Annotated in this window: 29 protein-coding genes and 2 pseudogenes; 15 read left to right on the top strand and 16 right to left on the bottom strand. The window is 40.2% G+C overall.

Annotated features, from left to right (window positions below; genetic code table 11):
- Positions 1 to 4: 4 nt before the first annotated feature.
- The 3 genes from topA to FTU83_RS07735 all read left to right on the top strand — a co-directional run bounded on the left by topA (position 5) and on the right by FTU83_RS07735 (position 4274).
- Positions 5 to 2647: a type I DNA topoisomerase gene (gene topA, locus FTU83_RS07725; protein ID WP_180106019.1), complete on the top strand. Its 2643-nt coding sequence runs from the start codon at positions 5 to 7 to the stop codon at positions 2645 to 2647.
- 169 nt (positions 2648 to 2816) lie between these two features.
- Complete coding sequence (locus FTU83_RS07730) at positions 2817 to 3575, top strand: hypothetical protein (protein ID WP_180106018.1); 759 nt, start codon at positions 2817 to 2819, stop codon at positions 3573 to 3575.
- A gap of 126 nt (positions 3576 to 3701) precedes the next feature.
- The gene (locus tag FTU83_RS07735) at positions 3702 to 4274 is read left to right on the top strand and encodes an HdeD family acid-resistance protein (RefSeq protein ID WP_180021110.1); all 573 of its coding nucleotides are present in this window, start codon (positions 3702 to 3704) and stop codon (positions 4272 to 4274) included.
- A 78-nt stretch (positions 4275 to 4352) separates the two neighbouring features.
- On the opposite strand, the gene FTU83_RS07740 is transcribed toward FTU83_RS07735, so the two are convergent.
- Positions 4353 to 4802: a carboxymuconolactone decarboxylase family protein gene (locus tag FTU83_RS07740; protein ID WP_168377894.1), complete on the bottom strand. Its 450-nt coding sequence runs from the start codon at positions 4800 to 4802 to the stop codon at positions 4353 to 4355.
- 83 nt (positions 4803 to 4885) lie between these two features.
- Between FTU83_RS07740 and FTU83_RS07745 the strand changes: the two genes are divergently transcribed.
- The gene (locus FTU83_RS07745) at positions 4886 to 6055 is read left to right on the top strand and encodes a glycerate kinase (protein ID WP_180106017.1); all 1170 of its coding nucleotides are present in this window, start codon (positions 4886 to 4888) and stop codon (positions 6053 to 6055) included.
- A gap of 12 nt (positions 6056 to 6067) precedes the next feature.
- On the opposite strand, the gene FTU83_RS07750 is transcribed toward FTU83_RS07745, so the two are convergent.
- Complete coding sequence (locus tag FTU83_RS07750; RefSeq protein ID WP_180040572.1) at positions 6068 to 7180, bottom strand: S41 family peptidase; 1113 nt, start codon at positions 7178 to 7180, stop codon at positions 6068 to 6070.
- A 251-nt stretch (positions 7181 to 7431) separates the two neighbouring features.
- On the opposite strand from FTU83_RS07750, the gene FTU83_RS07755 reads away from it, so the two are divergent.
- The 5 genes from FTU83_RS07755 (at position 7432) to FTU83_RS07775 (ending at position 11125) form a co-directional block, all read left to right on the top strand.
- Positions 7432 to 9420, top strand: a complete 1989-nt coding sequence (locus FTU83_RS07755) for an ATP-dependent helicase (RefSeq protein ID WP_180106016.1) — start codon at positions 7432 to 7434, stop codon at positions 9418 to 9420.
- Positions 9421 to 9506: 86 nt separating this feature from the next.
- Positions 9507 to 9758, top strand: coding sequence for an RNA-binding protein (locus FTU83_RS07760; RefSeq protein WP_078189697.1), 252 nt, complete (start codon positions 9507 to 9509; stop codon positions 9756 to 9758).
- A gap of 41 nt (positions 9759 to 9799) precedes the next feature.
- On the top strand, positions 9800 to 10162 hold the full coding sequence (locus FTU83_RS07765) for an ASCH domain-containing protein (protein ID WP_180106015.1): 363 nt from the start codon (positions 9800 to 9802) through the stop codon (positions 10160 to 10162).
- A 75-nt stretch (positions 10163 to 10237) separates the two neighbouring features.
- Entirely contained in the window at positions 10238 to 10741 is a 504-nt protein-coding gene (locus FTU83_RS07770; protein ID WP_180106014.1) for a DUF6586 family protein, read from the top strand.
- Between the two features lie 105 nt (positions 10742 to 10846).
- Positions 10847 to 11125: a hypothetical protein gene (locus FTU83_RS07775; RefSeq protein ID WP_078192732.1), complete on the top strand. Its 279-nt coding sequence runs from the start codon at positions 10847 to 10849 to the stop codon at positions 11123 to 11125.
- Between the two features lie 74 nt (positions 11126 to 11199).
- On the opposite strand, the gene FTU83_RS07780 is transcribed toward FTU83_RS07775, so the two are convergent.
- From FTU83_RS07780 to FTU83_RS07800, 5 genes are all read right to left on the bottom strand, one after another.
- A complete protein-coding gene (locus FTU83_RS07780) occupies positions 11200 to 11442 on the bottom strand; it encodes a hypothetical protein (protein ID WP_180106013.1) in 243 nt (80 codons plus the stop codon).
- Between the two features lie 184 nt (positions 11443 to 11626).
- Entirely contained in the window at positions 11627 to 13345 is a 1719-nt protein-coding gene (locus FTU83_RS07785; protein ID WP_180106012.1) for a cation:proton antiporter, read from the bottom strand.
- A gap of 142 nt (positions 13346 to 13487) precedes the next feature.
- Positions 13488 to 13643: a 50S ribosomal protein L33 gene (gene rpmG / locus FTU83_RS07790; protein ID WP_001205031.1), complete on the bottom strand. Its 156-nt coding sequence runs from the start codon at positions 13641 to 13643 to the stop codon at positions 13488 to 13490.
- 12 nt (positions 13644 to 13655) lie between these two features.
- Positions 13656 to 13892, bottom strand: a complete 237-nt coding sequence (gene rpmB, locus FTU83_RS07795) for a 50S ribosomal protein L28 (protein ID WP_000048256.1) — start codon at positions 13890 to 13892, stop codon at positions 13656 to 13658.
- Positions 13893 to 14054: 162 nt separating this feature from the next.
- Positions 14055 to 15503 (bottom strand): coniferyl aldehyde dehydrogenase, encoded by a 1449-nt coding sequence (locus tag FTU83_RS07800; protein ID WP_180007171.1) that lies wholly within the window; start codon positions 15501 to 15503, stop codon positions 14055 to 14057.
- A 116-nt stretch (positions 15504 to 15619) separates the two neighbouring features.
- Here FTU83_RS07800 and FTU83_RS07805 point away from each other — a divergent pair, with 116 nt between their 5' ends.
- The 5 genes from FTU83_RS07805 (at position 15620) to FTU83_RS07825 (ending at position 19300) form a co-directional block, all read left to right on the top strand.
- Positions 15620 to 16321, top strand: a complete 702-nt coding sequence (locus FTU83_RS07805) for a TetR/AcrR family transcriptional regulator (protein WP_168377888.1) — start codon at positions 15620 to 15622, stop codon at positions 16319 to 16321.
- Between the two features lie 79 nt (positions 16322 to 16400).
- Positions 16401 to 17267, top strand: coding sequence for a formyltetrahydrofolate deformylase (gene purU, locus FTU83_RS07810; RefSeq protein ID WP_078192727.1), 867 nt, complete (start codon positions 16401 to 16403; stop codon positions 17265 to 17267).
- Between the two features lie 210 nt (positions 17268 to 17477).
- A complete protein-coding gene (locus tag FTU83_RS07815; protein WP_180040564.1) occupies positions 17478 to 18242 on the top strand; it encodes a TonB family protein in 765 nt (254 codons plus the stop codon).
- 30 nt (positions 18243 to 18272) lie between these two features.
- On the top strand, positions 18273 to 18896 hold the full coding sequence (locus FTU83_RS07820) for a MotA/TolQ/ExbB proton channel family protein (protein ID WP_078192725.1): 624 nt from the start codon (positions 18273 to 18275) through the stop codon (positions 18894 to 18896).
- Positions 18896 to 19300, top strand: coding sequence for a biopolymer transporter ExbD (locus FTU83_RS07825; protein ID WP_078192724.1), 405 nt, complete (start codon positions 18896 to 18898; stop codon positions 19298 to 19300). Before FTU83_RS07820 ends, FTU83_RS07825 begins: the two co-directional genes overlap by 1 nt.
- Positions 19301 to 19386: 86 nt before the next feature.
- Here FTU83_RS07825 and msrA read toward each other — a convergent pair whose 3' ends face one another.
- From msrA to FTU83_RS07865, 9 genes and pseudogenes are all read right to left on the bottom strand, one after another.
- On the bottom strand, positions 19387 to 19911 hold the full coding sequence (gene msrA, locus FTU83_RS07830; protein ID WP_180010195.1) for a peptide-methionine (S)-S-oxide reductase MsrA: 525 nt from the start codon (positions 19909 to 19911) through the stop codon (positions 19387 to 19389).
- Positions 19912 to 20070: 159 nt separating this feature from the next.
- Positions 20071 to 20529: an META domain-containing protein gene (locus FTU83_RS07835; RefSeq protein WP_180106011.1), complete on the bottom strand. Its 459-nt coding sequence runs from the start codon at positions 20527 to 20529 to the stop codon at positions 20071 to 20073.
- An 84-nt stretch (positions 20530 to 20613) separates the two neighbouring features.
- Positions 20614 to 21684 carry a DUF4105 domain-containing protein gene (locus FTU83_RS07840; protein ID WP_180106010.1) on the bottom strand — a complete coding sequence of 357 codons (1071 nt, stop codon included), beginning with the start codon at positions 21682 to 21684 and terminating at the stop codon, positions 20614 to 20616.
- A gap of 27 nt (positions 21685 to 21711) precedes the next feature.
- Positions 21712 to 22224 (bottom strand): dihydrofolate reductase, encoded by a 513-nt coding sequence (locus tag FTU83_RS07845; protein WP_168377882.1) that lies wholly within the window; start codon positions 22222 to 22224, stop codon positions 21712 to 21714.
- A 100-nt stretch (positions 22225 to 22324) separates the two neighbouring features.
- Positions 22325 to 22609 (bottom strand): annotated as a pseudogene (gene thyA, locus FTU83_RS07850) (thymidylate synthase); the annotation flags it as partial.
- Positions 22610 to 22789: 180 nt separating this feature from the next.
- Positions 22790 to 23398 carry an HAD family hydrolase gene (locus FTU83_RS07855; RefSeq protein WP_180053365.1) on the bottom strand — a complete coding sequence of 203 codons (609 nt, stop codon included), beginning with the start codon at positions 23396 to 23398 and terminating at the stop codon, positions 22790 to 22792.
- A gap of 30 nt (positions 23399 to 23428) precedes the next feature.
- On the bottom strand, positions 23429 to 24997 hold the full coding sequence (locus FTU83_RS07860; protein ID WP_180053366.1) for a hypothetical protein: 1569 nt from the start codon (positions 24995 to 24997) through the stop codon (positions 23429 to 23431).
- 59 nt (positions 24998 to 25056) lie between these two features.
- Positions 25057 to 25191 (bottom strand): hypothetical protein, encoded by a 135-nt coding sequence (locus tag FTU83_RS17410; RefSeq protein WP_257219750.1) that lies wholly within the window; start codon positions 25189 to 25191, stop codon positions 25057 to 25059.
- Between the two features lie 110 nt (positions 25192 to 25301).
- Positions 25302 to 25811: a hypothetical protein gene (locus tag FTU83_RS07865; protein ID WP_125279533.1), complete on the bottom strand. Its 510-nt coding sequence runs from the start codon at positions 25809 to 25811 to the stop codon at positions 25302 to 25304.
- 199 nt (positions 25812 to 26010) lie between these two features.
- Between FTU83_RS07865 and FTU83_RS07870 the strand changes: the two are divergent.
- Positions 26011 to 26646: pseudogene (locus tag FTU83_RS07870) on the top strand (IS3-like element ISAba14 family transposase); the annotation flags it as partial.

The raw sequence follows: 26646 nt of genomic DNA on the forward strand, positions 1-26646 counted from the left end.
AACTATGGCGAACGCTCCTCGGTCCACATCTAAAAGTACCACAGCAAAATCTGCCGATGCTGGGAAAAAGCGTGCGTTAGTGATTGTGGAATCGCCTGCAAAAGCGAAAACAATCAATAAATATTTGGGCTCTGATTACATCGTAAAATCATCGGTGGGTCATGTCCGTGATTTGCCTACAGGCGGCTCGAGTAAAACAGCAGAGAAAAAGCCAGTAACTCGTGCGAAATTAACTGAAGCTGAAAAAGCCAAAAAAGCACAAAAAGCTTTGGTTAATCGTATGGGTGTAGACCCTGAAAATGACTGGAAGGCACAGTACGAAGTCCTACCGGGTAAAGAACATGTTGTTGCGGAACTGAAAAAGCTTGCATCGCAAGTTGACGAGGTCTATCTCGCAACGGATATGGATAGGGAAGGAGAAGCAATTGCTTGGCATTTAAAAGAAGTCATTGGCGGTGACGACTCACGTTATCAACGTGTGGTGTTCAACGAAATTACCAAAAATGCCATCCAAGAAGCGTTTAAACATCCTTCTCGCCTGGATACAGATAAAGTCAATGCTCAGCAAGCCCGTCGTTTCCTCGACCGTATTGTGGGCTTTATGATCTCGCCACTCTTATGGGAAAAAATCGCCCGTGGTTTATCGGCAGGTCGTGTGCAATCTGTGGCTGTTAAACTTGTGGTTGAGCGTGAACGTGAAATTCGTGCCTTCGTTCCAGAAGAATTTTGGCAAGTTTTTGCAGATACCAAGTCGAAGAAAGACGATATCCGCTTAGAAGCGGTGAAGCAAAATGGCAAGACTTTAAAACTGCACAATAAAGCTGAAACGGATGCTTTACTGAACCTGATTAAAGATGCCGACTACACAGTTTCAGCACGTGAAGACAAACCAACCAAGGTTAATCCAAGCGCGCCTTACATCACGTCTACATTGCAACAAGCAGCAAGTACACGTTTAGGTTTTTCTGTGAAGAAAACCATGATGTTGGCACAGCGGTTATATGAAGCCGGCTTTATTACCTACATGCGTACAGACTCAACATTCTTGAGTGATGACGCTGTAAATATGGTTCGTGGTCATATTGAAACTGAGTTTGGTCAAAAATATTTACCGGCTAAACCAAATCGCTACGGCAATAAAGCTGGTGCGCAAGAAGCCCATGAAGCGATTCGTCCATCAAATGTCGCGCTAAAAGGCGATAGTTTGGTGGGTGTAGAGCGTGATGCACAGCGTCTTTATGACTTGATCTGGCGTCAGTTCGTTGCATGTCAAATGACCCCTGCAGAATATTTATCATCAACGATTTTAGTCAATGCCAATGGCGTCGAACTCAAAGCCAAAGGTCGTACATTGGTCTTTGATGGTTTCACTAAAGTGCGTGGCCAAAACAAATCGGATGATGATGTACTGCTTCCTGCTGTAAAAGTCGGTGAATTACTGAAACTTGAAAAATTAGACCCATCTCAACACTTTACTAAACCACCTGCGCGCTTCACTGAAGCATCATTGGTCAAAGAGCTTGAGAAAAAAGGGATTGGTCGTCCATCGACGTATGCTGCGATTATCTCAACCATTCAAGACCGTGGTTATGTGAAGCTCGATAACCGTCGTTTGTTCGCCGAGAAAATGGGTGAAATCGTGACAGACCGTCTCGATGAAAACTTTAATAACTTGATGAACTATGCATTTACGGCAGATCTTGAAGGTCAGCTAGATAAAGTCGCCGATGGTGATCGTAACTGGAAAGAGTTACTCAATAGCTTCTACGGTGATTTTAAAACACGTTTAACCACAGCTCAGGGTGAAAATGGCATGCGCCGTAATTTACCTGTAGAAGTGGATGCTGTGCACTGTAAAGAATGTGATCGTCCGATGCAGATTCGTACAGGGACTACAGGCGTGTTCTTGGGTTGTTCCGGTTATAACTTACCTCCAAAAGAGCGTTGTAAGGGGACTTTGAACCTAACACCTGTAGAATCATTGGCTGCACTGTCTGACGATGACTCGGCAGAAACAGCAGATTTAATGTCGAAAAAACGTTGTCCAATCTGTGAAACAGCCATGGATAGCTATGTGATTGATGGCGGCCGTAAGTTACATATCTGTGGTAATAACCCAGACTGTGCTGGTTTTGAGCTTGAAGAAGGTGAGTTCAAAATCAAAGGTTATGATGGCCCAACCATTCCGTGCGACAAATGTGATGGCGAAATGCAATTGAAGACAGGCCGTTTCGGTCCTTACTTTGCATGTAATAGCTGTGACAATACGCGTAAAGTGTTGAAGAGTGGTCAGCCTGCACCTCCACGTGTAGATCCGATTAAAATGGAACACTTACGCTCAACCAAACATGATGACTTCTTTGTCCTTCGTGATGGCGCAGCAGGTTTATTCTTAGCTGCAAGTAAGTTCCCGAAAGTACGTGAAACTCGTGCACCGAAAGTGGCTGAACTACGTTCTGTCGCAGATCAGTTGGATGCAAAATATCAGTTCATCTTACAAGCACCAGATATCGATCCTGAAGGAAACCCAACATTGGTGAAATTCAGCCGTAAAAACCAAGCACAATATATTGGTTCTGAAAATGCTGAAGGCAAACAAACCAAATGGTCTTTGGTGTACCAAGACGGTAAGTGGGTTGAGGCTTAAGCTTTAAAACCAATAAAATGCTGACTTCGGTCGGCATTTTTTATGTCTTTTGATCAAGGATTTTTTAAAGTAAGTAATCGATTGAGCTTTTAAATTGACCAAGACATTCTACGAATGTTCTGTTTTAATTCTGAAAATAAACGCTAAAAATTAATTGAGATCTTGGGGAATGTGGAAAAAAATTCGGGTACTGTGCTTATTGCTGATTTTATTGGTTGTCGCAGTCAATGCCTATAAAGACAAAAATCAAGACTGGAGTAAACCGATCTTTGTATTGTTACATCCAATTAATGCTGATGGTCGAGAGAGCACACAAGCTTATATACAGCAGCTTTCTGTCAATGATTTAAACGATGTTCAACAATATTTACAAGCGACAGCACAGAAATACCGAGGGCAACCGACTTATGTGTATTTTAAGTTAGGTCGCGAGCTGAAAGTTTTACCTCCCAAAGTACCCAATGACGCCGGTATGTTGGACGTTATCTTATGGAGTTTGAAATTCCGCTACTATGCTTGGCAGCAGCATGAAAATGTAGATGGTGTTTCGAGTGTCACGCTCTTTCTAAATTATTACGATCCGACCCAAACCAAAGAACTTAAACATTCCACAGCTTTGGAAAATGGTCGAATTGGATCGGTGAATTTATTTGCATCGAATAAACAGACAGCGCAGAATAAAATCGTTTTAGCCCATGAGTTATTACACGCTTTTGGTGCAACTGATAAGTACGATTTGGCCACAGGTCAGCCAATCTTCCCTGTCGGTTATGCAGAACCCCAAAGGCAGCCTTTGTTTCCACAAAGAAAAGCTGAACTAATGGCGGGGCATATTCCTACCTCACAGACGCAAAGTAAAATGCCTGAAGATTTAGCTGATACTGTGGTGAATGACATCACAGCGATTGAAGTGGGATGGAAAAAATAATGTGGATAAAACCTATCTTATCCACAGTCTAAGTCAGCAGTGTGGATAAGATTTGGACTTTTCTTTCATTTTTCTTCATCATAAAGTTGCATAATCCATTGAATAACGAATAACTTGAGAAAAAACATGAGAACAGTAGGCAACGATTTAATTCGCAGTCAGCTCCATGAAAACCGTAAGTGGTATCTCGGTTTAGGTGCTTTATTGGTGGTCTTCGGATTGGTCCTTTTGGCAGCTTTGCCATTTGCGACACTTACGGTGATTTATATTTTTGGTGTGCTGATGATGTTAGGTGGTGTAATCCACTTCGTCGCGGCATTTAAAATTTTTGAAGGCGGCTACCGCTGGTTCTGGGCACTATTTGGTGTGCTGTATTTGGTCGCAGGCTATTATGCATTTACAACGCCTGTCAAAACAGCCATTGTCCTGACTAATTTATTGGCGATTATCTTGATCATTGCAGGGGTCATTCGTATCTTTAATGCTGTGCTTTTTCGAGCATTTCAAGGTTGGGGATGGACACTATTTTCAGGTCTATTGACCTTGATTACGGGTGTGATCATTTTGATGTCGCCTGATGCGCCATTTTGGGTATTAGGATTATTCTTGGCGGTTGATATTTTATTCCAAGGGGTCAACTACCTTACTTTGGCTTCTTATATTCGACGTGAAGTGCCGAAAAGCTCGGCAGAGCAGTAAGCTGCTTGCGGATCTGATAAATAAAAAAAGAGTGCTGAGGCACTCTTTTTTTTATTCACTTTTAATGTGTACAACCCGTTAAGGTTTAACGCTATAGCGGCTACTAATTGCAATTCGGTTCCATGTGTTGATCACAATAGCCAGCCATTCCACGGCACTGATTTGCTCATCTGTTAAAAAGGGCAAAGCATCTTCATAAACTGCATCGGGAACTTGGCCTTCAGCAATTAACGTGATCGCTTCGATCAAGCTTAAAGCCGCACGTTCTTTTTCATCGTAGTACGCAGTTTCACGCCATGCATTGAGTAGGCTAATACGTTCAATGCTTTCACCTGTTTTAAGTGCATCTTGCGCATGCATGCGAATACAGAACGCACATTCGTTGATTTGGGATGCACGTAATTTGAGTAAATGAGCTAATCCTTCACTTAGGCCAGCTTCATTTATTTTTTTCATTGCCAGTGCATCAAGTTCTGCGACTTTTTTATATAGCTCAGGTGCAGACTGACCTAGATTGATTCGTGACATTTCGAGCCTTTCTGATGTTTTTAGATATACCTGCTATTTTAAAACCGTTATGGTTGAGGACAAGTTTTATTTTGAGCATTTAGATGACCACTTTTGTTCTTGCGCCCGATTCATTTAAAGAAAGTATGAGTGCTCAACAAGCCTGTGACGCGATGCGGCGTGCAATTTTAAAACTCATACCTGATGCAAATGTCATCGCTGTGCCAATGGCAGATGGCGGTGAGGGAACTGTGGATGCGTTACTCAGTGCTTGCCACGGTCAAAAAGTGCCGATAGCGCTTACAGGTCCTTTGCCCAATCAACGTGTGACGACGTATTTCGGTTTGATTGACGGAGGAAAAACCGCAGTGATTGAAATGGCAAAAGCTAATGGTATTCATCTTGTTGATATGGCTCAGCGAAATCCTTTACTGACGTCAACTTATGGTACGGGCGAAATGATCCAGGCTGCTCTAGACTTCGGAGTAAGTAAAATTATCATTGGCTTAGGCGGGAGTGTGACCAATGATGGCGGTGCAGGTATGGCGCAGGCCTTGGGGGCACAATTTTTAGATGAAAATGGCTTGCAAATAGCAGTTTGTGGTGGTTGTCTTGATCAAATTAAAAGTCTTGATTTGACGCAGCTCGACTCACGTTTAGCGCATACAGAAATTATCATTGCCAGCGACGTCATTAATCCACTATGTGGTGAAAATGGTGCATCCCATATCTTTAGCCCGCAAAAAGGTGCAACGCAGGAGATGGTGCGTCAGTTAGATCAGAACCTCAGTCATTATGCCGATGTGGTTGAAGCGACATTGGATTGTGCTTTACGTGCTGTCGCAGGTGCAGGCGCTGCAGGTGGATTAGGTTTTGGGTTGATGGCTTTTGCAGGTGCATCGATGCAATCAGGTGTGGAATTGGTCATTGAACAATGTCAGTTGAATGAAAAAATAGCACAGGCAGATTATGTGCTGACAGGTGAAGGGAAAATTGATCATCAAACTAAGTTCGGTAAAACGCCATTTGGTGTGGCGCAAGTTGCAAAAAAGTATAATAAACCTGTGATCGCCTTTACTGGTCTAGTGGGTGAGGGGATAGCAGAACTCTATGATTTAGGTTTCACACAGATTGTTGGGATTAATCCACCAGATTGTAAGTTGAAAGATACATTAAAAAATGCAGAAACATACTTAGAAAAAAGTTGTAAAGATCTCATCAATTCTATATGTAAAAGATCAGAACCTACTCCTCTTAAGATGGATCGGTTCTGAAAAGTGTTATTTCTATAAGCGATTTTCTAAATAGTGCTGTGCAAATGTAACTTCTGCTTGGTACTCGGTTAGATTTTGCGGTTTAGGGAGACGAATATTAGGTGCAATACCAATGTCGTCAATTTGCTGCCCGGTACGGCGGTGGATAAATGTGGTTGCATAATACAGTGTGAATTGTTGAGATGGCGTTTTGATGGTTCGAATATTTGAAGCATCTAAAGCCCCATAAGTGTTACGCCCCATGACTAAAACATTCGGATTTTGACGTGCGGTTAAAATAAACATTTCACACGAACTACCGCATTCTTCATCTGACAGAATAACAACTTTTTGGGGCGTAGCTTTTACGTCTGAATGGGCGATCACATATTTTTCCTCTTTCTGCTTTGTCATCCCAACCCAGCTATTTTTGTTGCTTTCAAGTTTAGCAATCATACGATTAAATTCTACCTTGATTTCTCCATCAGGTAAGGTTTTGGCTGTTTCTTTCCATGATTGAATATTATCTGTAGATGCATAAATTTGGGGCATTTCAAACCAATACTCAGCTGCTCCCAAAAGTGGATAAAGGGGTTGTGCTGATGTATCAAAACCGCCTGAGTTTTTGCGTAGATCAAGAATTAAAAAACGTGCGTCTAACACTTGGTTTTGATTGTCTTGAATGATCTTTTCAAGTTGATTTTGAACAGACAGATCAAAAGTTGGGATGGTAATTAAGGTTGTCTGCTCGGATAATTTTTGCGTGGTCACGAGATTGCTTGATTGTATTGTTGAACTCTCTGTGATGGCTTCTGATATGGTTTTTTGGCCTAAGCTCAGATGGCCTTTACGAATAGATTTGAGAAAGTGATTGGTAATTTCTTTACAGGCATCGACCGAATTTACTTGTGTAATTTTAGTGTTTTGCTCATTTATGACCTTTTGAATATTTTCTGGATAGTTGTCCCAGTTTTTTGCTCGAATACCAGCATCATTTTTGAGTATAAATTCAGAGCTAAAGTTAAAATCTTTTTGGCACTCACTAGGTGTCATGGGACTAAGTCCATCTGCAGCTTGAATACTTGGGCTTAGAAAAAAACTACCACTCAGTACCAACAATGAAAGCTGTGAACATTTATTGAACATGTCATGATTCCTAGAGACGGTTATTTTCTAAAGTTATAAGCCTATGGATTTAAATAGGTCTTTGTTTTTCTAATGATATTGAATTGTAAATCTACTGATTTTTTACTGTATAAACAATGAAAATTTTAAATGAATAGTCATGGTTAAAACGGTGTGTTTCCGCGTCAAGTTGAGTCACTTTGTAGTCGTCTACGCTGTGAATTTAGGGTAGCTCTGTTAAACTACCAATTCACATAGCACGATGAGACACCATGAGTTTAGCCAACCTGATTGATGAATTAAATCCTCAACAAAAACAAGCCGCAACAACAGAAGCACAGCATAGCTTGGTTTTGGCAGGAGCAGGTTGTGGTAAAACCAAAACCATCGTAGCGCGTGCAGCTTATTTAATTGATCAAGGCGTGCCTGCCAATCAAATTCAAATTTTGACTTTTACTCGCCGTGCAGCGAGTGAAATTGTTGCTCGTGTGGAGTTGGCTCTAGGTGAGCAAGCCAAAGGGTTACGTGCATCAACCTTTCATACCTTTTGTATGTACCTATTGCGCCGCATTCCAAAAGCTTTTGGTCTAGAACAGTTTTCGATTATTGATCGTGATGATCAACTTATGATGTTCCGCCTGATTCGTGGCCGTGATGATAAGAAAAACCCCAATCACTTACCCAAGCCAAAAGAACTCTGTGACCTATATTCTTTTGCGCGGAATACGCGTCAAAAACTTAGCATTGCCATGGAAAAGCAAATGCCTGAGTACTTTGCGTTAAAAGATCAAATCGCGGATATCATGAAAGAATACGAAGCTCGTAAACGTGCGCGTAGTTTTTTAGATTATGACGATATCTTGGCGATTGTGGCGAAAGCCTTGGCGGAATCAGATGGACTGGTCGATTATGTCGCTTCAATTTGTCGCCACATGTTGGTTGATGAAATGCAGGATACCAATCCGCTGCAATGGGCGTTACTTGAGCCACTAAAAGAACGTGTCAGCTTGTTCTGTGTCGGCGATGATGCACAGTCCATTTACGGTTTCCGTGGTGCAGATTTTGAAAATATTCATCATTTCAAAGAGCGTGTACCCGACGCACAGATTTTCAAACTCGAAAAAAATTATCGTTCAACCCAAGAAATTTTAGATCTGTCAAATTGGTTGTTGGATGAAAGTGAAATTAAATATGACAAACGCTTAGATGCTTATCGTGGGGAAGGGATTAAGCCGAAAATGCATATTTTCCCGAATGAGTTTGATGAAGCCAAATGGATTGCCATTGATATTAAAGAGCGTCATTACCTCGAGGGCAGCAAATGGTCGGATCATATGGTGCTTGTGCGTTCAAGCTTTGCTGCTCGTCATATTGAAGCGGCCTGTATTGCCGCAAACGTGCCGTATCGCTTTATTGGCGGCATGAAATTACTTGAAACAGCCCATGTAAAAGACTTACTCAGTGTATTGCGTGTAGTGGCCAATCCCTTAGATGATATTGCATGGATGCGCTTTTTAACCTTGTGGAATGGTGTGGGTGATGTCGGTGCGAGTAAGTTATCGCAGCAGATTTTACTTGAGCCAGAAATGCAAGCCATTGCAACCAAGTTGGAAAAGTTTGGCAAAGTACCTGACCAAGCGATTCTGATGATGAAGCAAATGTCGGTGTTGAAAGATCAGGTCAAAGAATGTGTAAGCTTGGCTGTTCAAGCGATTTCTGAGCAGCTAGAAGAAAACTATAAAAAAGATTGGAACCGCCGTCAGGGTGATTTTGATTTGGTGAAACAACTGGCATCCAAACATACGCAGTTGAGTGAATTCTTAGAAGAATATGTCCTTGATCCAGTGTCCATTTCTGAAATTGAACGCCAATCTGACAGTGATGTCGTGACTTTAATTACCATTCATTCGGCAAAAGGAACGGAGCAAAAAGTCTGTTATGTGGCGAATGTCACGCCAGGGCAATACCCGCATGCACGTGCCCAAGGCAATTTCGATGAAGTGGAAGAAGAGCGTCGCGTGTTATATGTAGCGCTGACACGTGCGCAAAATGAACTGATTCTGACTAAGCAAAACTTGAACCACTGGGCGCGTGAAACTGTCGATGAGCAAGGGCGTAAAGTAGAAAGTTACTTTATGAATGATTTAACTCGAAATTTATGTAGTTTGGAAACACACTATAAAACCCGTCAGCAAACCGTAAAAAGTGCGTTAATCGAAAGAAAATCGATTAATTTAGATTTTGGTATCGATCTCGATTAAAATAGATTTTTGACGTGATTTACACGCAAGTTAAAAAGCAAAATAGACAAATGCTTTTTGATGATGCTGTCTATTTGGAAGATTGAATGAAAATTTTAGTACGTAACTTAGAGCGTTCAGTTACTGAAGCAGAATTGGTTGAACTGTTTAAACCATTTGGCGCAGTAGAGTCTGCTGTTGTTGTTATGGATGCAAGCACAGGTAAATCGAAAGGGTTTGGTTTTGTCGAAATGCCAAATGGTCGTGAAGCTGTAAAAGCGATTAAAGGCCTGAATACTTTGAAAGTCAAAGGTGCGGGTATTCGCGTAAAAGCGGCTGAAGATAAGCCTAAAGCATAAATTCAAAAAGGAGCGTAACGCTCCTTTTTTATCGGTGATCTATGAAAAAATGCTACTCGGCCTTGTCGATTGTTGCGCCATCTGGTTCGAACATTGCGTGTGGGCTTAAAACGCTTGAAGTCCGCTCATGGCAGCCCGAACATTTGCCTTTAAAAGATTTAGTGATCGTGGAAAATCAACGCTACTTACATGAAAGCGGAGATGAAGATATTGGACGTGCAGTGGCGAAGGTCGATGTATATGACGTTCATGCATGGACTGAAACAGAGGTAGAGCAAGCGCAGGCGACATATTGGGCAGCAGGGTACTGGGCTTGGCGTCTGGAAAATATCAGGATGATCCATTGGGATATGTCTGTTCCTGCAAAGCGTGACATTTATTTAATTGAAATCGATCATCCATAATATTTATTGTGAATTTCCTAAAAATCCGTTTAAGCTTATTCATGTAGAAAAACGCCAAAATTTAGGGAATTGTTCATGTCTCGTGTTGCTCGCTTTCATGCTGATCGTACCAATCAAAAGTTATATTTTAGCCGTCTTGCATGTCAGCAAGCCGAGCAGACCGATCATGTTCAACAAGCTCAGGCTTATCGCGAAGCAGCGGTTTTTCATTTGCATGGTGCAGTACTTGCGTTTTTACAAGAGTTGGTGCGTTACTATCGTTTAAATGAGCCTGCTCCCACGTTAAAGTCGATTGAAACGCTGATGGCTGAAAAAGGTCAGGTATCACCTGAAGTGACTGTTATGCAGCAATTGGCAAAGCAGGGTTTTATTGCAGAGCTGAAACGCGCACATCGTATGTGTCAGTATGCACCTGAACCGTCTGCACCAGAGCCAGAAGATGAAACGTCTTCAAATTTAATTATTAAAGCCACTCAAACACCGCAAGCATGGTTGCCAGATACCGCTATTTTGCGTGAATGGCATCGTGATCTAACCCAATTGATTGATGGATTTCGTAACGAGATGGTGGAATTCTAATCGGACTATTGCTACTTGAAATAAATTTATTTAACCCGATATAAGATTATCTAAGTAATACAAAGTGCAGATGCCTTTATCACCATGTTGCGCATGGAGGGATATATGTCTATAGAACAGTTGAAAGAACTCTTTGGGAACCAGGAAGCAATTTTAGAGCTGGTTCAATTGGAAGGTGGTGAGTTGGCATTGCGTAATGCAGGCTCAGAAAAAGAGCCTTTGGTGACTATCCAATTCAATGAAGAATTACGCAATATTTTGGGCGATCAAATGAGTGTGATCGCTCAGCAAATGATTCAGGCTGCATTGTTTGGTTTGTTAGAAAAACAAGTGGATGAATGGCATGCCGAAGTGGTCGATGAAAAGCCTAAATATATGAGCTAATCATATAGGCACTGATTTTTAGATCATGATGAAAACGCACCTTTTGGTGCGTTTTTTTACATTCAAAATGGCACTTAGACTTTGCCCAATTCAGCAGGTGAGATCAGCATCGAACCTAAAAATACAATGAAGACCCCGATGAGCTGTAAGAAAAATGGATTTTTGGCATCTTGCCAATACAAAATCAGAAAGACGATGGAAATGGGATAAAACAATAGACAGCCTAGACCCCATAAAATACTGGTTTTAAATGCAGCGATGAGAAAGCCCAGACCGCCAATTAAAATAATGGCAAAGCCTAAATAGAGGATGAACATGTTTATCTCGTATCTTGTTTGAAGTATTTAACATGATGCTTTGTTTGGTGCTCATTTTATCAATATATTTTTTAAATTCAATTATTTGTGATTTTAAAATTACTGAATTTTATCAGTTTAAAAAAAGGCGATGCTTAAATGCATCGCCTTTTTGGTATCACCTTTAAGCACTTAATTTGACATCTTAGTGTGTCGGTGTTTGGTGATGGGCAATTTGGATTTGATTTAAAATATGATTGCTCATATTTTTCGCCATTTCCTCTTTGGCATAATAAACCTCACCGACATTGTCGCGACGAATGACTTCAGCTTCTTCTTTGCTTTCCGCACACACCAATACTTGGATGGATGGATTCAGCATTTTTGCAATGTCGACAATTTTATGAATATCTAAAATATCCATAGGTGAAATGACCAAAAGGCGTGCGTGTTGAATATGGGCTTGAATTAAAACGCCGGGTTCTGTTGCCACACCAGATACCGCAGCGATGCCTTTTTCCCGTAAGTTTTCCACGATTTCACGGTTTTCTTCAGCAATAACCACTTTAATGTTTTCATTCATTAATTCGCGGGTAATACGACGACCGACTTCACCATGACCAATCAGCACCACCTGATCACGTAGATAATCCTGTGAGACCTCATCCGGCAACATGGCCAATGGGTCACTACTACGTTCCAGTAAACGAGCCAAATTCGAGCGCTCACGGATGAGTCGCTGCATAGGCTCGATGGCAGAAAATACAAATGAATTCAGCGTAATCGAGATTAAAGCACCTGCCAGTATCAGATTTTGTCCTTCCATAGAAAGGAGGTTTAGAGATACACCCAAGGTCGCCAAAATAAATGAGAACTCACCAATTTGCGCCAAGCTTGCCCCAGCGGTTAATGCGGTATTGATGGGGTAGCGGAAGAACAACACCAACGCCATTGCAGCGATGGTCTTACCAATCATGATAATGCCGACTACTGCTAAGACATGAAGTGGTTGTTCAATCAAGATCCGTGGATCAAACAGCATGCCGACGGAGACGAAAAACAGAATCGAAAAAATTTCACGAAGCGGAAGAGTTTCTTCTTCTGCACGGTGACTAAAGTCAGACTCTTTGACCACCATACCGGCAAAAAATGCGCCCAGTGCCATGGATACACCAAATACCTTGTAGGCACCAAAGGCAATAGATACGGCTGCTGCAACCACGGTGAGCGTGAATAATTCACGTGAGCCTAAGCGCGCAACCACTTGCATAATCATTGGCACTAAGCGTTTACCAATGATCAGCATGAAGGCAATAAAGCCAGCAACTTTGAGTAAAGTTAGACCTAAGGTCAGCCAAATATTTTCATCGGCACTGCCTGATGTGAGCGGTTGACCGCCAAGCAGTACGGCAGTCGCAGGTAGAAGGACCAGGACCAGAACCATCCCCAAGTCTTCAACCAAGAGCCAACCCACGGCAATTTTACCATTGACGGAGTTGAGTAAGCCGCGATCACCTAAGGCTTTGAGTAGAACGACAGTACTTGCACACGACAAACTTAAGCCAAACACTAAGGCTGAGCCCATGCTCCAGCCCCAAAGCATGGAAATTCCCATACCGAGTAAGGTCGCCACTGCAATTTGTAAAATGGCACCCGGGAGGGCAATACGACGGACTTGCATCAAATCATTGAGTGAAAAGTGCATACCCACGCCAAACATCAGGAACATGACACCGAGTTCGGCCAATTGGTTAGCGAGATGGATGTCACCAACTACCCCAGGTGTGTTTGGGCTAATAATAATACCGGCAATCAGATAGCCGATAAGGGGAGGAAGTCGCAGGCGTGCAGCAATATAGCCAAAAATTAAGGCAAAACCAAAGCCAACAGCAAGTAATATTATGAGTTCTACATCATGAGGCACTAAAAACTCCTTAAGCCTAAGTTAAGGGTAAAAAAGACAAGCACAAAAAGTGCCAAAAAGCATTTTGAAAGTTTAGCAATTCGAATAAAAAAAATGCAAAAAAAAACGACCTAAGTAGGTCGTTTTTTTCAAAAAACTAAAATTATTTGATTTTAGCTTCTTTGAAGATTACGTGTTGACGGATTTTTGGATCAAATTTTTTGATTTCCATTTTTTCCGGCATAGTACGTTTGTTCTTAGTGGTAGTGTAGAAATAACCTGTACCAGCAGAAGAAACTAGGCGAATTTTATCACGCATGTTCGTAGCTCCTTAGATCTTTTGACCTTGAGCACGTAGGTCAGCAACAACCTTTTCGATGCCCAATTTGTCGATAATACGCATACCTTTAGTAGTTAGACGAAGACGTACGAAACGTTTTTCGCTTTCTAACCAAAAACGGTGGTGATGCAGGTTCGGCTCGAACCGGCGTTTAGTTTTGTTGTTGGCGTGTGAGACGTTGTTACCAACGACTGGACGCTTGCCGGTAACTTGGCAAACCTTAGACATGGTGTAACTCCATTGATTTAGCCAACAGCAAATCTGTATGGCCAGTCAAAAAAAACATTGAATTCATTCAAGGGGCGTTTTATATCAAAAATGCGCTTAAAAGACAAGCGATTTTGCATAAAACGAACGATCACCTAGTGTGATCGTTCATGCCTTGATCGTTTATCGAAGAAGTGTCTTCGAAATCAGTTTGTGGATCGGCTTATTGAACGGTGGAAGAATGAATTTCAAACTATAGAGTTTTGGATTCGACATCACCGAGCGTTCATGCGACAAACTGAAGAAACCTTCTGGACCATGATATTTCCCCATACCCGAAGCCCCCACACCGCCAAACGGCAGGTCATCTTGAGCAACATGGGTTAATACCGTGTTTTGTCCGAAATGTCCTGAATGGGTACGTGTTGCGACATAGTCGGCACGTGCCTGATCAAAGTCGAAATAGTATAAAGCAAGTGGACGAGGACGGCTATTAATAAAAGCAATAACCTCGTCAATTTGATCATATTCCATGATCGGAAGGATCGGACCGAAGATTTCATGCTGCATAATTTGCATGTCTGGAGTGACACCCGTTAAAACAGTCGGTGCAATTTTACGTACAGCGTCCACATCTTCATTTTGTGGGTTAAAACTGATGATTTGTGCGCCTTGATCACGCGCATCTTCTAAATAACCTTGTAGGCGGTTGTACTGCTTGTCATTAATAATCGAGGTGTAGTCCTGATTTTGGGCAATACTTGGGTACATGGCTTCAACGCACACTTTATAGTGATCTAAAAATTCAGCTGTTTTACCACGAGGTAAGAACACATAGTCAGGTGCAACACAAGTTTGACCTGCATTCCAAAGTTTACCAACCGCAAGACGCTGTGCGACATCTGCAAGGTCAATAGACGGATGAACCAATACAGGTGACTTTCCGCCTAATTCTAAAATCACCGGAACTAAGTTTTCAGACGCTGCCGCCATGACGGTTTTACCGACATTGGTCGAGCCAGTAAAAATCATTTTGTCGAAGGCAAGGTGACTAAACGCATCTGAAATTGGGCCACCACCGTTGACGACTGCGACCAATTCTTGAGGAAATGCTTCTGCGAGAGCTTTTTCTAGCACATCACCGAATGCCGCAGAGGCACTCGAAATTTTGATCATGGCATGGTTGCCCGCAGCCAAAGCACAAATCAGTGGGCCTATAGAAAGAAGCAGTGGGTAGTTCCATGGCGTAATAATGCCGACGACACCAAGCGGTTGATATTGCACCCATGCTTTTGCAGGTTGGTGAATAATTCCGACATGGCGTTTGGATGGTTTCATCCAGTCTGTCAAATGCTTGCTATAATATTTGATGTGCTCAAGACATGTGAGTAACTCACCAATCTTGGTTTCACCGATAGAACGGTTACCATAGTCTTGATTAATTGCATCAGCAAATTGATCTTGATACTTAACTAAGATACGCTTAAGCCGAGCCAAACGGTCAATACGTTCCTTCGCTGTAGGCAATGGGTAACGTAAATACGCTTGTTTCTGCTGTTCCAACATATTGTTGAGATGCTGGTGATCAAAAGAATGTGGTGTCATTGAAGTTGTTTTTGTCTGACTATTCATGTCGCACGACCATATCCAAATTAGCGATTAATTAATTTTTAGAGCAAATACTCTAAATAGTCAAGTTACTTTATGTGTTAGTGTTCTAATGCTTTGAAATAAATGGTTGTTTTAGGATGTCTCACACCAAAACCTTAAAAACGAAAGAACGTATTTTGCAGCTGAGTTTGCAGTTGTTTAATGAGCGTAGCGAGCGTTCAGTGACAACCAATCATATTGCTGCTGAACTGGGAATGAGCCCAGGTAACTTGTATTACCATTTCCGAAATAAAAGTGAAATTATTAAGGAATTAATGGAGCAATATCAGCATGAAACGCTAGAAATGTTAGCGCTTCCTGATGATCGTCAGCTTGATGCCAATGATAAAATTCGCTATTTCCAAGTGTTAAGTAGCCAATTATGGGCTTATCGCTTTTTACATCGTGATGTTTATCACTTGGTCGAAAATAATGAAGATTTCCGCAAAATGTATCCACGTTTTGCCGGTCAAGTCATGCAACAAGGGCAGAAAATTTATCGTGCCTTTGTTGACGCAGGCTTAATGCAGATGACCGATTCTGAAATTGAGGCCTTAACCATTAACTTGTGGATCGTGCTGACCAACTGGACCAACTTCCTTTATATGTCTGGCCATATTACTGACTCAAACACTTTGGAAGAAAAGTGGGTGTGGCAAGCACTACGACAAATGGTGTTCTTAGAAGGTGCATATCTACGTGGTGAAAGCCGTGAAACCTATGAGCGATTGCTCGAAACTTTAGGGCCGTCGGACTTATTTGCAAGTCTTTCAAACGCAAAGCATCAGGTTACTGAATAAGACTATTTAGTCTGGCTTTAAAAAGCGTTAGAATACTCGGCTCTTTTTTCAATTTAACTGATTAGTGATATAAACCAACATGAATATGTCGACCGCTAACACAGCACGCTTACTCATTACCTGTGAAGATAAACCGGGGATTGTGCAAGCTGTATCGAGCTTTTTGTATCATCAGGGAGCAAATATTACCGCACTTGATCAATACGCGACTGAAGCTCAAGGGGGGCGATACTTCATGCGTGTTGAGTTCGAATTGGACAATTTACAAAGCCGTAAAGAAAGTCTAACTCAAACATTTGCGAGCAATGTTGCTGAGCGTTACAACATGCACTGGCGTTTAGCTTTAGTCAGTGATGTGAAGAAAGTCGGTATCTTGGTGTCTAAAGTTGACCATGCATTGCTTGAGCTGTTATGGCGTCATGCACGTGGTGGTTTGCCATGTGAAATCACCAAAGTCGTGTCTAATCACGATGCTTTACGTGAATCTGTAGAAAATTTCGGTATTCCGTTTGAAGTGGTTCCCGTGAACAAAGAAAACAAACGTGAAGCTTATGAGCAAATTGATCAATTGATGCAAGGCAATGATTTATTGGTTCTTGCTCGTTATATGCAAATTTTAGACGAAGAATTTGTTCAAAAATGGGAAATGAAAGTGATCAACATTCACCATTCATTCCTCCCAGCCTTTGTTGGTGCGAACCCATATAAGCAAGCGCATGAAAAAGGTGTGAAGTTGATTGGTGCGACAGCGCATTATGTGACTGCTGATCTTGACCAAGGGCCGATTATTGAGCAAGACGTAGAGCGTGTAAGCCACGACTTTACTGTTGAACAATTGCGTGAGTTAGGTCAGGACGTAGAACGTAATGTGCTCGCACGTGCAGTCAAATGGCATCTTGAAGATCGTATTATTGTCGATGGTAATAAAACTGTTGTATTTCAATAAAACGAGATGAATTTTTGAATAAAAGGGCATACTTTAGGTATGCCTTTTTTATATTATGATTAAAAAAAGTCATTAAAACTGACGAATTAATAGTTGCAAATGAAAACACTTCTCATTTATTATTGCCGTACTTTAATTGTGCTAACCGATGAGCATGATTGTATTTTTGACAAAATAAATGCAATCGCTTCTTCAAGGTAACTGAGTTTAATGAGTCAATCTCCCGCTCCAATGATGCAATCACCTAACCCGATGAAAAAGAAAATCATTACTGCGCTTCTCGCTGTTGTGGTAGGGCATATGGGGGTATTGTGGGCGGTCAGCAATATGAAAGCACCAGAACTTAAACCGATCGAAAAAGATCCGATTAAAGTTCGCTTTGTGAAGATTGTTGAAGAGAAAAAACCAGAACCTCCGAAGCCAAAACCAGAACCGAAGAAAGAGCCACCAAAGCCAAAAGAAGTTAAAATTGTAGATAAGCCTTTACCACCTCCACCGAAGAAAGTGGAAAAACTGGAACAGGTGAAAAAGAAAGATGCGCCGAAACCAACTGTTGAAGCGGTCAAAAACGTACCACCAACACCTGTTGTTTCAACTGTGGTTTCTGAAACGAAAGTCGTTCGTGTTGAACCAACACCTCCGGCACCTGTTGCACCACCACCTGCGCCTCCAGCACCACCTGCGCCACCGACACCTAAAACTGTGAGCATTGGTAATGGTGTCAGTTGGATTAAGAAACCGAATGTTCAATTTGAAAATGGTGAATTAAAAGCGTCGTGTACAGTTGAAGTTGCGATTGCTGCAAGTGCTGAAGGTAAAGTCGAATCAGCAACGATTAAAAACTCGACTTGTGGCGCTGCTGTAAACCGTAAAGTGACTGATGCAGTGAAGCGTGCACGTTTATCCAAATATATTGATAATGGTGTGGCAACTCCGACGCGAGTTGATCAACCATTCAATTTTAAACTTAATTAAGATTCCGGCTAACCCATTAGGAGTTCGAATATGAACTTTTCAGTTTATTGGCAACATGCAGATGCAGTCAGCAAAACACTGTATTTCGTGTTACTTGCAATGTCGATTGCGACTTGGACGATCTTCGTTCTTCGTATTATGGGTACACGTCAGCTCAAACAAGTGGCGTATAACCACCTTGCAGATGCACTAAGCAAACTGAAAGCGAAATTTGCTCCTTTGGCTTTTGAACAACGTAAGGCTGTGGCTGAACAAGCATTACTACGTCAAATTTCGGTAGAAAAAGCTAATGCTGAAAAAGGCGTATCTGTATTGGGTACGATTGCTTCAATTGCACCGTTCGTAGGTTTGTTCGGTACAGTATGGGGTATTTTTCATGCCCTTGTAGCAGTGGGTAAAAGCGGTCAAGCGGGTTTAGCGCAAGTGGCAACTCCAGTCGGTGAAGCTTTGATCATGACCGGTCTTGGTTTGGCTGTGGCGATTCCTGCGGTATTGGCTTATAACATTTGTGTTCGTTTTAACCGTACACTGTCGAATGAATTGCAAGATCAAGCGCATGGTTTATTGATTGATACTATGTTGCAACAAGAATCTGCAGCGAAGAAAGAAGACGTGAAAACTGCACAGCAAAGTTTAGCTGGAGGTCAAGCTTAATGGCTTTTCAATTGGGTGAAGACAACGATGCTGGCATGAATGAGATGAACCTCATTCCGCTCATCGATATTATGTTGGTATTGATGATCATCTTCTTGGTGACTGCGACTGTTGCCAACCCATCAATTCCATTAACCTTGCCACAAACGACTGCAGAAGTGATTGATCTGCCAACTGAAAGCGTAACCATCAGCATTAACTCAGCGGGTGATATCGCTTGGAATGGTGATATTGTCACGCTCGAAGATTTAGAAAGTCGTCTAAATACAGCTGGTCAGCAAGAACGTAAGCCTGCATTGGTATTAAAAGCCGATAAAGAATCACGTTATGACACAGTTGCGCAAGTGATGTCGCGTGCGAGTGGAGCCGGACTCAGCGATATCGCCTTTGCCAGTGATAACTAAGCACTGAGTAAAGATAGCTAAAAAAAAGCGACTGAAATGTCGCTTTTTTTTATGTCTCTATTTTGAAAAAATGTCGTACAAATAGATCACTCAGATTTGAGTAGGTCTTGAAATTTGCTACGTAATTTCATGAGTTTAGGTGGTATTGAAAAATTACAGTAGCCTTGGTTTGGGTTACGCGCAAAGAAGTTCTGATGATATTCTTCGGCAGGGTAGAAGGTCGGCATTGGACTGAGTTCAGTCACGATATTGATGCCTTCAGCTTTTAATTCTTCAATACGTTGTTCAGCGATTTGCTTTTGTGATTCGTCTTGATAGAAAATCACTGAGCGATACTGTGTACCGACATCATTGCCTTGACGGTTCAGCGTAGTGGGATCGTGGGTTGCGAAAAATACATCCAGCAATTGGCTAAAACTGATTTGGCTGTCATCAAAATTGATCTGAATGACTTCTGCATGTTGGGTATTTCCCTCACAGATTTGCTCATAGCTTGGATGCTGAGTAATTCCCCCTGCATAACCACTGACAACTGTTTGCACGCCCTGAAGTTGTAGAAAAACTGCTTCTACACACCAAAAGCATCCACCACCAAATACCGCTTGTTGCATAGTGAAATCCTATCTTGTTCCCTGATGTTTAATATGGGGTTATAGCTAAAAACTGCAATGTACGTCTGTATATTAATCACAAGTTTATGTGCATTAAATGTCTCTGGCATGACTGAACAGTGAATAAAAAAGTCTGCCGAAGCAGACTTTTAAAATGATTTAACGCGGTTGAACGGCGCTTTCATATTGAATTAATAAATTGCCATGACGGTCTAGTAATTTCAAAGTTTTTCCAAAAACTTGATAATGCGTTACCTTTTCGAGTGCTGCATGGTACAGTCGGTCTAGCCCATTGTTATTGAGACAAGCCATCTGTGTCGCTGCAATCGGGCCAAACGTTATGGTGTCTTTGCCAGCATTATAGCCGCCCATTATACGATTACAGCCGTCTGCACCTGAGACACGTTTTGAAGCCGCATCGAATTGAATGCTTGGAATATTATGCGCATTGGGTGATGTTTTAATTGGGGTGTTACCAATTTGAGTGGCAATCCAAGTACGGTTTTGTAATAGGTTTAAATTTTCAGTTATGGTGTTGTCTTGTGCAGGCATTGTTTCACAGCCTGTCACCACTAAAGTTGAAACCAAAGTTGCAGCAACAAATATTTGTTTTAGCATCGGAATTTCCCCGTGGAGGCATTTCAACTATCTAAGCAAATATCGCACAGATAAGCTAGCCATATTTGTATCAATATTTAAGAATTACAATTGATTGGCGCTTGGATTAGACTGTGAATGCGGCAAACCTTGTCGGATTAACTTCGAATATTGTTCACTGCTCAGTTGCTTAATTTGAGAGACGCGGGGGTTAACATGGGCTTTTTGATACCATGTTTTCATATCCCAATTTTGGTCTATGGCATGGAGGTCGTGCAAATAATTCGGCAAATAACCGGATGCAAATAAGCGGTAATCGGTTGGAAGTTGATGTTTGGAAACCGCTTGAATCATGTCAAACACCAGTGTTGTACAATTACTAGTGAGTGTGTTGTACCATTTGGGTTGAGTCTGCAGTTCATCGGCTTTATGTAGATATTCAATAAACAGCGCCTGCATTTCAGATTTTGGCATGTTTACGGGGAAGAAATAGACCTGTTCTCCGCGTGTATTGCTGCGGGTATAGATGATATCTTTTTCATCTGATGCAATGAGGCTCAGTTCATATTTACGGAAAAAACCACCAATCGCAGAGAATTCTTCGTTTTTCTCTTTGCGAATTTCAATCGAAAACGTTAGCGGTGGTCGGTCAGCAAAATCAAAACTGACCAGAGTATGGGCAATTTTCGGCCCCATCCAATACGAGGTAATGATGTTGACGCCATTGATTTGACTCAGGTCATATTGGCGGGTTTCCCAACGCGGGGTATAGCTGCCATCGGCATGCCAGTCGAAATTACGCACATTGTGCAAGGTGACAAGATTGCCTTGCTTTTCATAATGTAGAATTTCTGCTACTTCAGGATTCCATTCACGATCTTGGCGTGCTTCCATGCCAAAATACCAAAATAGACCACAGATAAAGCCCACAATATAAATCAAGACATCTTTACGACGGCTAAAAAAGTGTTGGGTAATATAGATGCCTAAAATGCTCAGGGCGAAAGCAATCCAGATCCCAATGATAATGCGGCTGCCTAACCAGCCTGCCGGTTGTTGTATCCACAGGGCGGCACAGAGCCAAATCGAAGAACAGAGGACAAACACACTAAATAGAGCATGAAGAATACTTCGCCCTATTTTTTTGAACATTGCTCGTTGGTTACTCTGTTGCATATTTTTCTTTTAGCTTAAGATTTTTCTTTATTTTCGGTAAGTTGCGAACTCAAAAGCAATCCCAGTTTTGTCGTCGATATGTTGTTCTGACGCCACTTTTTGAAAGTCCGCAGGAATTTCAGGATAATGCGCATCACCTTGAACATCGAGTTCAACATGCGTGAGTTCTAAACGGTCTGCGATGCCGATGGTTTGCTTAAAAATTTCACCACCACCAATAATAAACAAACTCGTTGGTTTTTCTGAACTCGCGACATCAGCAACAGCTTGCGTTAACGCCTCGTCGATACTATATGCGACTTTGGTGCCTTCAAATGACCAATTGCTATCTCGTGTAATGACCCAATTGACACGCTTCGGTAGGGTACGTCCCATAGACTCTAAGGTTTTGCGTCCCATGACCACCACACCACCTTGGGTGATGGCTTTAAAGTGTTGTAAATCTGCAGAAATATGCCACGGCAAATCATTCCCTTTACCAATGCAGCGCTGCTGATCCATAGCGACAACGTGCACGATTTCTAAATTTTGAAATGCCATAGTTTGAACTCAAATAGCCGAAATATTTGCCGTCTATTAGAATGCAAAATCCCGCTTGAGGTAAAGCGGGATTTTGCTTTTCACTTGGGATTTCTAAAAATTAAACCGCAACAGGGGCTTTAATCGCAGGATGTGATTCATAACCTACGATTTCAATATCTTCAAATTTAAAATCGAAAAGATCGGTAATTTCAGGATTGAGTTTTAATTGGCACAGACCCATTGGTTCACGGGTCAGTTGCAACTGCGCTTGTTCGAAATGGTTGGCATACAAATGTGTATCCCCACCGGTCCAAACGAAGTCACCTACACCTAGACCACAAACTTGTGCAATCATGTGTGTTAACAGGGCATAGCTGGCAATGTTAAACGGCACACCCAGAAATTTTATGCCCCCATTTTTATGCACAATGCGTTTAGACATAAGGGAATGGGTATGATTATGTCACTGTGCATTTTTTATTTTGCATATCCAGTCTATATTAAACAATATAATTGAGCCTAGAGATGGCTTCGAAAAAGTATAAAAATTGCTTTTGTATTGAAAATTAGTGCCAAAGATTTACTACGTTAAAGTTAAATCACCTATTACATTCGTCAGTAGTTGCTTGTTATGACGTTGAATTAAGCGTGCATCCATTCCTAAAGAAATGGGTTTTTCAACATCTAAAACTGGATGATCTCCAATAAATAGCATTTCTGACATTTCACAGTTGAAATGGGTCTTAATAACTTCATAGATATAATCTTCAGGTTTTATAGCCCCAATCTCATAACTTAAAAAAAGTGCATCAAATACATTTGGAAGCAGCTTTTTAAGTTGCTCTCCGTAAGGCATGGCTACATTAGAACATAGTGCAATTTTAAATCCATGCTCTTTTAATATTTGTAATGTGGATATCGTATCTTTATAAAGTTCAATTGTACTTAACTCAAATAGAAGATCATCGTTGATTTCGTGCAAAAGTTGAGTTGGAATATTTTCTCCAAAGAGCATAGCTAATTGTGCAATATCAACAGGATTAGACATAATAACACTTGCATCTTTGGTGCTTGGTTTTCTACCATTATCTTTTAGCCACTTCATTAACTTGCGATATGGAGATCGGCTTGTACCGATTTTTACAAGTGTACCGAAGGCATCAAAAATAATGACTTTAGGAAGGTGATTCATCATTCTTACTATGGATACTAAATTTATATTTTAAGTAGAAGAGTATGGAAAATGAAAAACTAATTTAGCTAAAGTTTTTAAATCTCTTATATTTTCAAACTTAGAAATTACTATCAGTTTTTCTTCAAAAATACTTCTAATTTCTGTTTCTTCAGAAACCAAATAAAAAGGTTTAAGATCTCCAAAATTATTCATAAAGACTCCCCATTTAAAGGCCCTTTTAAAGTCTTTCCATCCTCTTTTATTATCTACTAAAAGACTGATAATCATATAAGATTCTAAGAACTCTATCATCTTATTTGCTGCTGTATAACGTATTGTGTCGAAGGCGCTTCGCATATTTTCAAGAGATTGAGAATATTCTTTATGTTCAAATAGAAAGACTGCATCAACCCAATTTTTAAGCCATGGGCTGAGAGAGTCATTATTAACTCTATTGTATTGTTCTAACCACACTTCATAATTTGATTCCGAACCCTTTATAAGCTGATAACCATGAATCATATTCTCAATATTTTCTTCAAGGGGTTTCATTATTTTTTCAGCTTTTCCTGTTAACCCTAAGTACCGATGTATGCGTACAGTTGCTGAATGATAAGGTTTATCTTTAGGTATCCAAAGTTCTAATAATTGGCTAACAGTAAACTTTTCCTGCATTTCTAAAAGATTTTTATGACATCTCTGATCATAAGCAATAAGAAGCTCAGTCAAAAAAAACTCTTTTTCTTCTAAGCTCATTGAATTTAGTTCTTTAATAGGTTCCTCAAATAAAATGAGAAAATCTCTTTTTACTGCAGAATAAGCTTGTATGAATAAACCTATATATCGTGTTTTAAAAGAATCACCATATGTTGATGACAATATATTACTGCAGTAGGTCAGGAATCTAGCGATTAAAAGAAATAGGGTATATGTATCTGCTAATTTAGTATTAATCCTTTGTTTTTTAAAAGCTCTATGGAAGGTGCTGAGAATTTGAGATGTACTCGGCAGTTGAACTTTTCCAGTTAACCAATTTTTGACATTATTTAAGTCTTTATCAGTTTGATCTACATCATCAAGTTGATGAAATGTTTGATATGTAATTTTTTCGGAATCATAAATCCAAGTCATAGCATGGACTAAAGGATTTTTGTCTGAATTGTCTAACCAACTTAATAAGTCGGGTGCTTCAGGATACGAGTCATTTAATAGATATTTGTAGTAAATTTCTGAAGGGAAACATAGACGTGCAATATCAACAATGAATCTTTCAATAAGATTTTCTATATTTTGTTTTTTATCTAAAAACGTATGCTCTTGTAATATTATTCTTAAATAGCCTTCAAATAAGTCAACTATTGGATTTACAATAATTTTTTTAAATTTGTCCTCCACAACAAGAGATGAAAGTGAAGAGAATATTTCCTCACTGTAATGATTAAAATTTTCTAAGAAGTTACATTCTTTTTCTTCTGCTAAACGCTTTAGATTTTTATGCAAGCTTTTAGGTTTAATAGAAATATCTAAAATTTCTTCACCTTTTGTCGGGATGAGGCCAGTAGCATTATAAAAAAACTTTAATAAATCGCCTTGTGAAGGAAAAGCAACAGATTTCATAATTTATTCAACTTCTTTAAAGGTTTTAGCTAGGTACTTTTAAGTACCTAGCTGACTTTTTACTTTTTAACTTGTGGATTTAGTTGTGTACCACGGTTACCTTGATTCTGATCATATGTACGATTAGTACCTGATGTTCCTTTATTTGCATTACTAATATCTGCATTGTGATTGCTAGTAGATTTTTTAGACATAATATTTACCAATTAAGTAATAGTGAGATTTGATAATAGGCAGATATCTAAAAAAAATTAAAAAAAAATGGCGACATGTTTTTTTCGTTATATTTTTTACTAAATAATTATCAAGATCTTTGTGCAACACAGCCTATCTTGAGTATATTTTCTATTGTTTTAATTTTCACTTTGCAAAAATCAATTTGAGAAACAATCTCTTCTTTATATTTTTTAATTGAACTGCATAATTCTGGGTAAGATAAACTTAATTCATCAATGAATTCAGCCTGTTTTATTAGAAATTTTAACTCTTTGTTTAGTTGATTTTTTTGAATATTTAATGGATTTTTTTCTTCATTGTTGATCAACTGTTTTCTCAATTCTTTTATTTTTTGAGTTTCACTATATAAGTAAGATTTTTTCTTAAATAGCGATCTTTGAGCAACCAAGTAGTCATTTTTCGATAATAATTTTATAGCTGCATACATATCTTCTCGTAAGCTTTTAACATTGGATGAATCCAACTGATCTGATTGTCTAATAATCTCCCAAAAACATTTGGCTTCCCAATCCTCAATTTCATAATTTTTTATTATTTCAAGAAATTGGTCAGCCAATGGAATATTAAACTTCATCATTTTGGAAACCTTTAGAAAGTAAAAGAGGATTATAGTCCGTGGATGTTTAGTCCTCAATTAGTGATATTTCTTTTTTTTGAGCAGTTTGTTCCAAATGTCAGAATTATCAAAAGTAATTGGTTGAGAGATGGATCCGTAAATTTGAACAACTCCTATAAGTGATATTCTGCTCCTCAAATGATGTTATAAACATCAATATATGGAGTATTTTATGGCACGTAGACCAAGAAGAAATCATTCAAATGATTTTAAAGCTAAGGTAGCACTTGCTGCGATTAAAGCAGAAAAAACACTTGCTGAATTGAGTGCTGAGTTTGATGTTCATCAAAACCAAATTATTGACTGGAAAAATCAATTGATCTCAGCTTCCTCGCAAGCTTTCGATCAATCAAAAGCTCCAACAGAACCACCCATCGATCTAAAAAAACTACATGCAAAAATCGGTGAGCAGGCATTAGAAATTGATTTTTTAGAAGGTGTGTTGAAGAAACTGGGCCGCTTCAACCACAAAAGTTAATCGACGACTCACTTCAGATTTCAGTATCTAAGCAAGCTAAGCTGCTGAAAGTCTCCCGTGGTTGTTATTACTATCGCCCAAAACCTGTGAGTGCATCAGATCTGAAGCTGATGCGATGTATTGATGAATTACATATGCAATATCCTTTTGCAGGCAGTCGTATGATGCGTGATTTGTTGAATCGTCAAGGACATCATATAGGACGACGTCATACACGTACTTTAATGAAGAAAATGGGTATTCAGGCGTTATATTGCAAACCAAATTTAAGCCAGGCTAATCAAGCTCACCGTAAATATCCATATCTGCTCAAAGGGT

This window comes from Acinetobacter sp. YH12152 (assembly GCF_013418285.1).
Lineage (GTDB): Bacteria > Pseudomonadota > Gammaproteobacteria > Pseudomonadales > Moraxellaceae > Acinetobacter > Acinetobacter amyesii.

Coding starts and splice junctions, on each gene's coding strand:
- topA (WP_180106019.1), top strand. CDS start 5: ATGGCGAACGCTCCTCGGTCCACATCTAAAAGTACCACAGCAAAATCT.
- FTU83_RS07730 (WP_180106018.1), top strand. CDS start 2,817: ATGTGGAAAAAAATTCGGGTACTGTGCTTATTGCTGATTTTATTGGTT.
- FTU83_RS07735 (WP_180021110.1), top strand. CDS start 3,702: ATGAGAACAGTAGGCAACGATTTAATTCGCAGTCAGCTCCATGAAAAC.
- FTU83_RS07740 (WP_168377894.1), bottom strand. CDS start 4,802: ATGTCACGAATCAATCTAGGTCAGTCTGCACCTGAGCTATATAAAAAA.
- FTU83_RS07745 (WP_180106017.1), top strand. CDS start 4,886: ATGACCACTTTTGTTCTTGCGCCCGATTCATTTAAAGAAAGTATGAGT.
- FTU83_RS07750 (WP_180040572.1), bottom strand. CDS start 7,180: ATGTTCAATAAATGTTCACAGCTTTCATTGTTGGTACTGAGTGGTAGT.
- FTU83_RS07755 (WP_180106016.1), top strand. CDS start 7,432: ATGAGTTTAGCCAACCTGATTGATGAATTAAATCCTCAACAAAAACAA.
- FTU83_RS07760 (WP_078189697.1), top strand. CDS start 9,507: ATGAAAATTTTAGTACGTAACTTAGAGCGTTCAGTTACTGAAGCAGAA.
- FTU83_RS07765 (WP_180106015.1), top strand. CDS start 9,800: ATGAAAAAATGCTACTCGGCCTTGTCGATTGTTGCGCCATCTGGTTCG.
- FTU83_RS07770 (WP_180106014.1), top strand. CDS start 10,238: ATGTCTCGTGTTGCTCGCTTTCATGCTGATCGTACCAATCAAAAGTTA.
- FTU83_RS07775 (WP_078192732.1), top strand. CDS start 10,847: ATGTCTATAGAACAGTTGAAAGAACTCTTTGGGAACCAGGAAGCAATT.
- FTU83_RS07780 (WP_180106013.1), bottom strand. CDS start 11,442: ATGTTCATCCTCTATTTAGGCTTTGCCATTATTTTAATTGGCGGTCTG.
- rpmG (WP_001205031.1), bottom strand. CDS start 13,643: ATGCGTGATAAAATTCGCCTAGTTTCTTCTGCTGGTACAGGTTATTTC.
- rpmB (WP_000048256.1), bottom strand. CDS start 13,892: ATGTCTAAGGTTTGCCAAGTTACCGGCAAGCGTCCAGTCGTTGGTAAC.
- FTU83_RS07800 (WP_180007171.1), bottom strand. CDS start 15,503: ATGAATAGTCAGACAAAAACAACTTCAATGACACCACATTCTTTTGAT.
- FTU83_RS07805 (WP_168377888.1), top strand. CDS start 15,620: ATGTCTCACACCAAAACCTTAAAAACGAAAGAACGTATTTTGCAGCTG.
- purU (WP_078192727.1), top strand. CDS start 16,401: ATGAATATGTCGACCGCTAACACAGCACGCTTACTCATTACCTGTGAA.
- FTU83_RS07815 (WP_180040564.1), top strand. CDS start 17,478: ATGAGTCAATCTCCCGCTCCAATGATGCAATCACCTAACCCGATGAAA.
- FTU83_RS07820 (WP_078192725.1), top strand. CDS start 18,273: ATGAACTTTTCAGTTTATTGGCAACATGCAGATGCAGTCAGCAAAACA.
- FTU83_RS07825 (WP_078192724.1), top strand. CDS start 18,896: ATGGCTTTTCAATTGGGTGAAGACAACGATGCTGGCATGAATGAGATG.
- msrA (WP_180010195.1), bottom strand. CDS start 19,911: ATGCAACAAGCGGTATTTGGTGGTGGATGCTTTTGGTGTGTAGAAGCA.
- FTU83_RS07835 (WP_180106011.1), bottom strand. CDS start 20,529: ATGCTAAAACAAATATTTGTTGCTGCAACTTTGGTTTCAACTTTAGTG.
- FTU83_RS07840 (WP_180106010.1), bottom strand. CDS start 21,684: ATGCAACAGAGTAACCAACGAGCAATGTTCAAAAAAATAGGGCGAAGT.
- FTU83_RS07845 (WP_168377882.1), bottom strand. CDS start 22,224: ATGGCATTTCAAAATTTAGAAATCGTGCACGTTGTCGCTATGGATCAG.
- FTU83_RS07855 (WP_180053365.1), bottom strand. CDS start 23,398: ATGAATCACCTTCCTAAAGTCATTATTTTTGATGCCTTCGGTACACTT.
- FTU83_RS07860 (WP_180053366.1), bottom strand. CDS start 24,997: ATGAAATCTGTTGCTTTTCCTTCACAAGGCGATTTATTAAAGTTTTTT.
- FTU83_RS17410 (WP_257219750.1), bottom strand. CDS start 25,191: ATGTCTAAAAAATCTACTAGCAATCACAATGCAGATATTAGTAATGCA.
- FTU83_RS07865 (WP_125279533.1), bottom strand. CDS start 25,811: ATGATGAAGTTTAATATTCCATTGGCTGACCAATTTCTTGAAATAATA.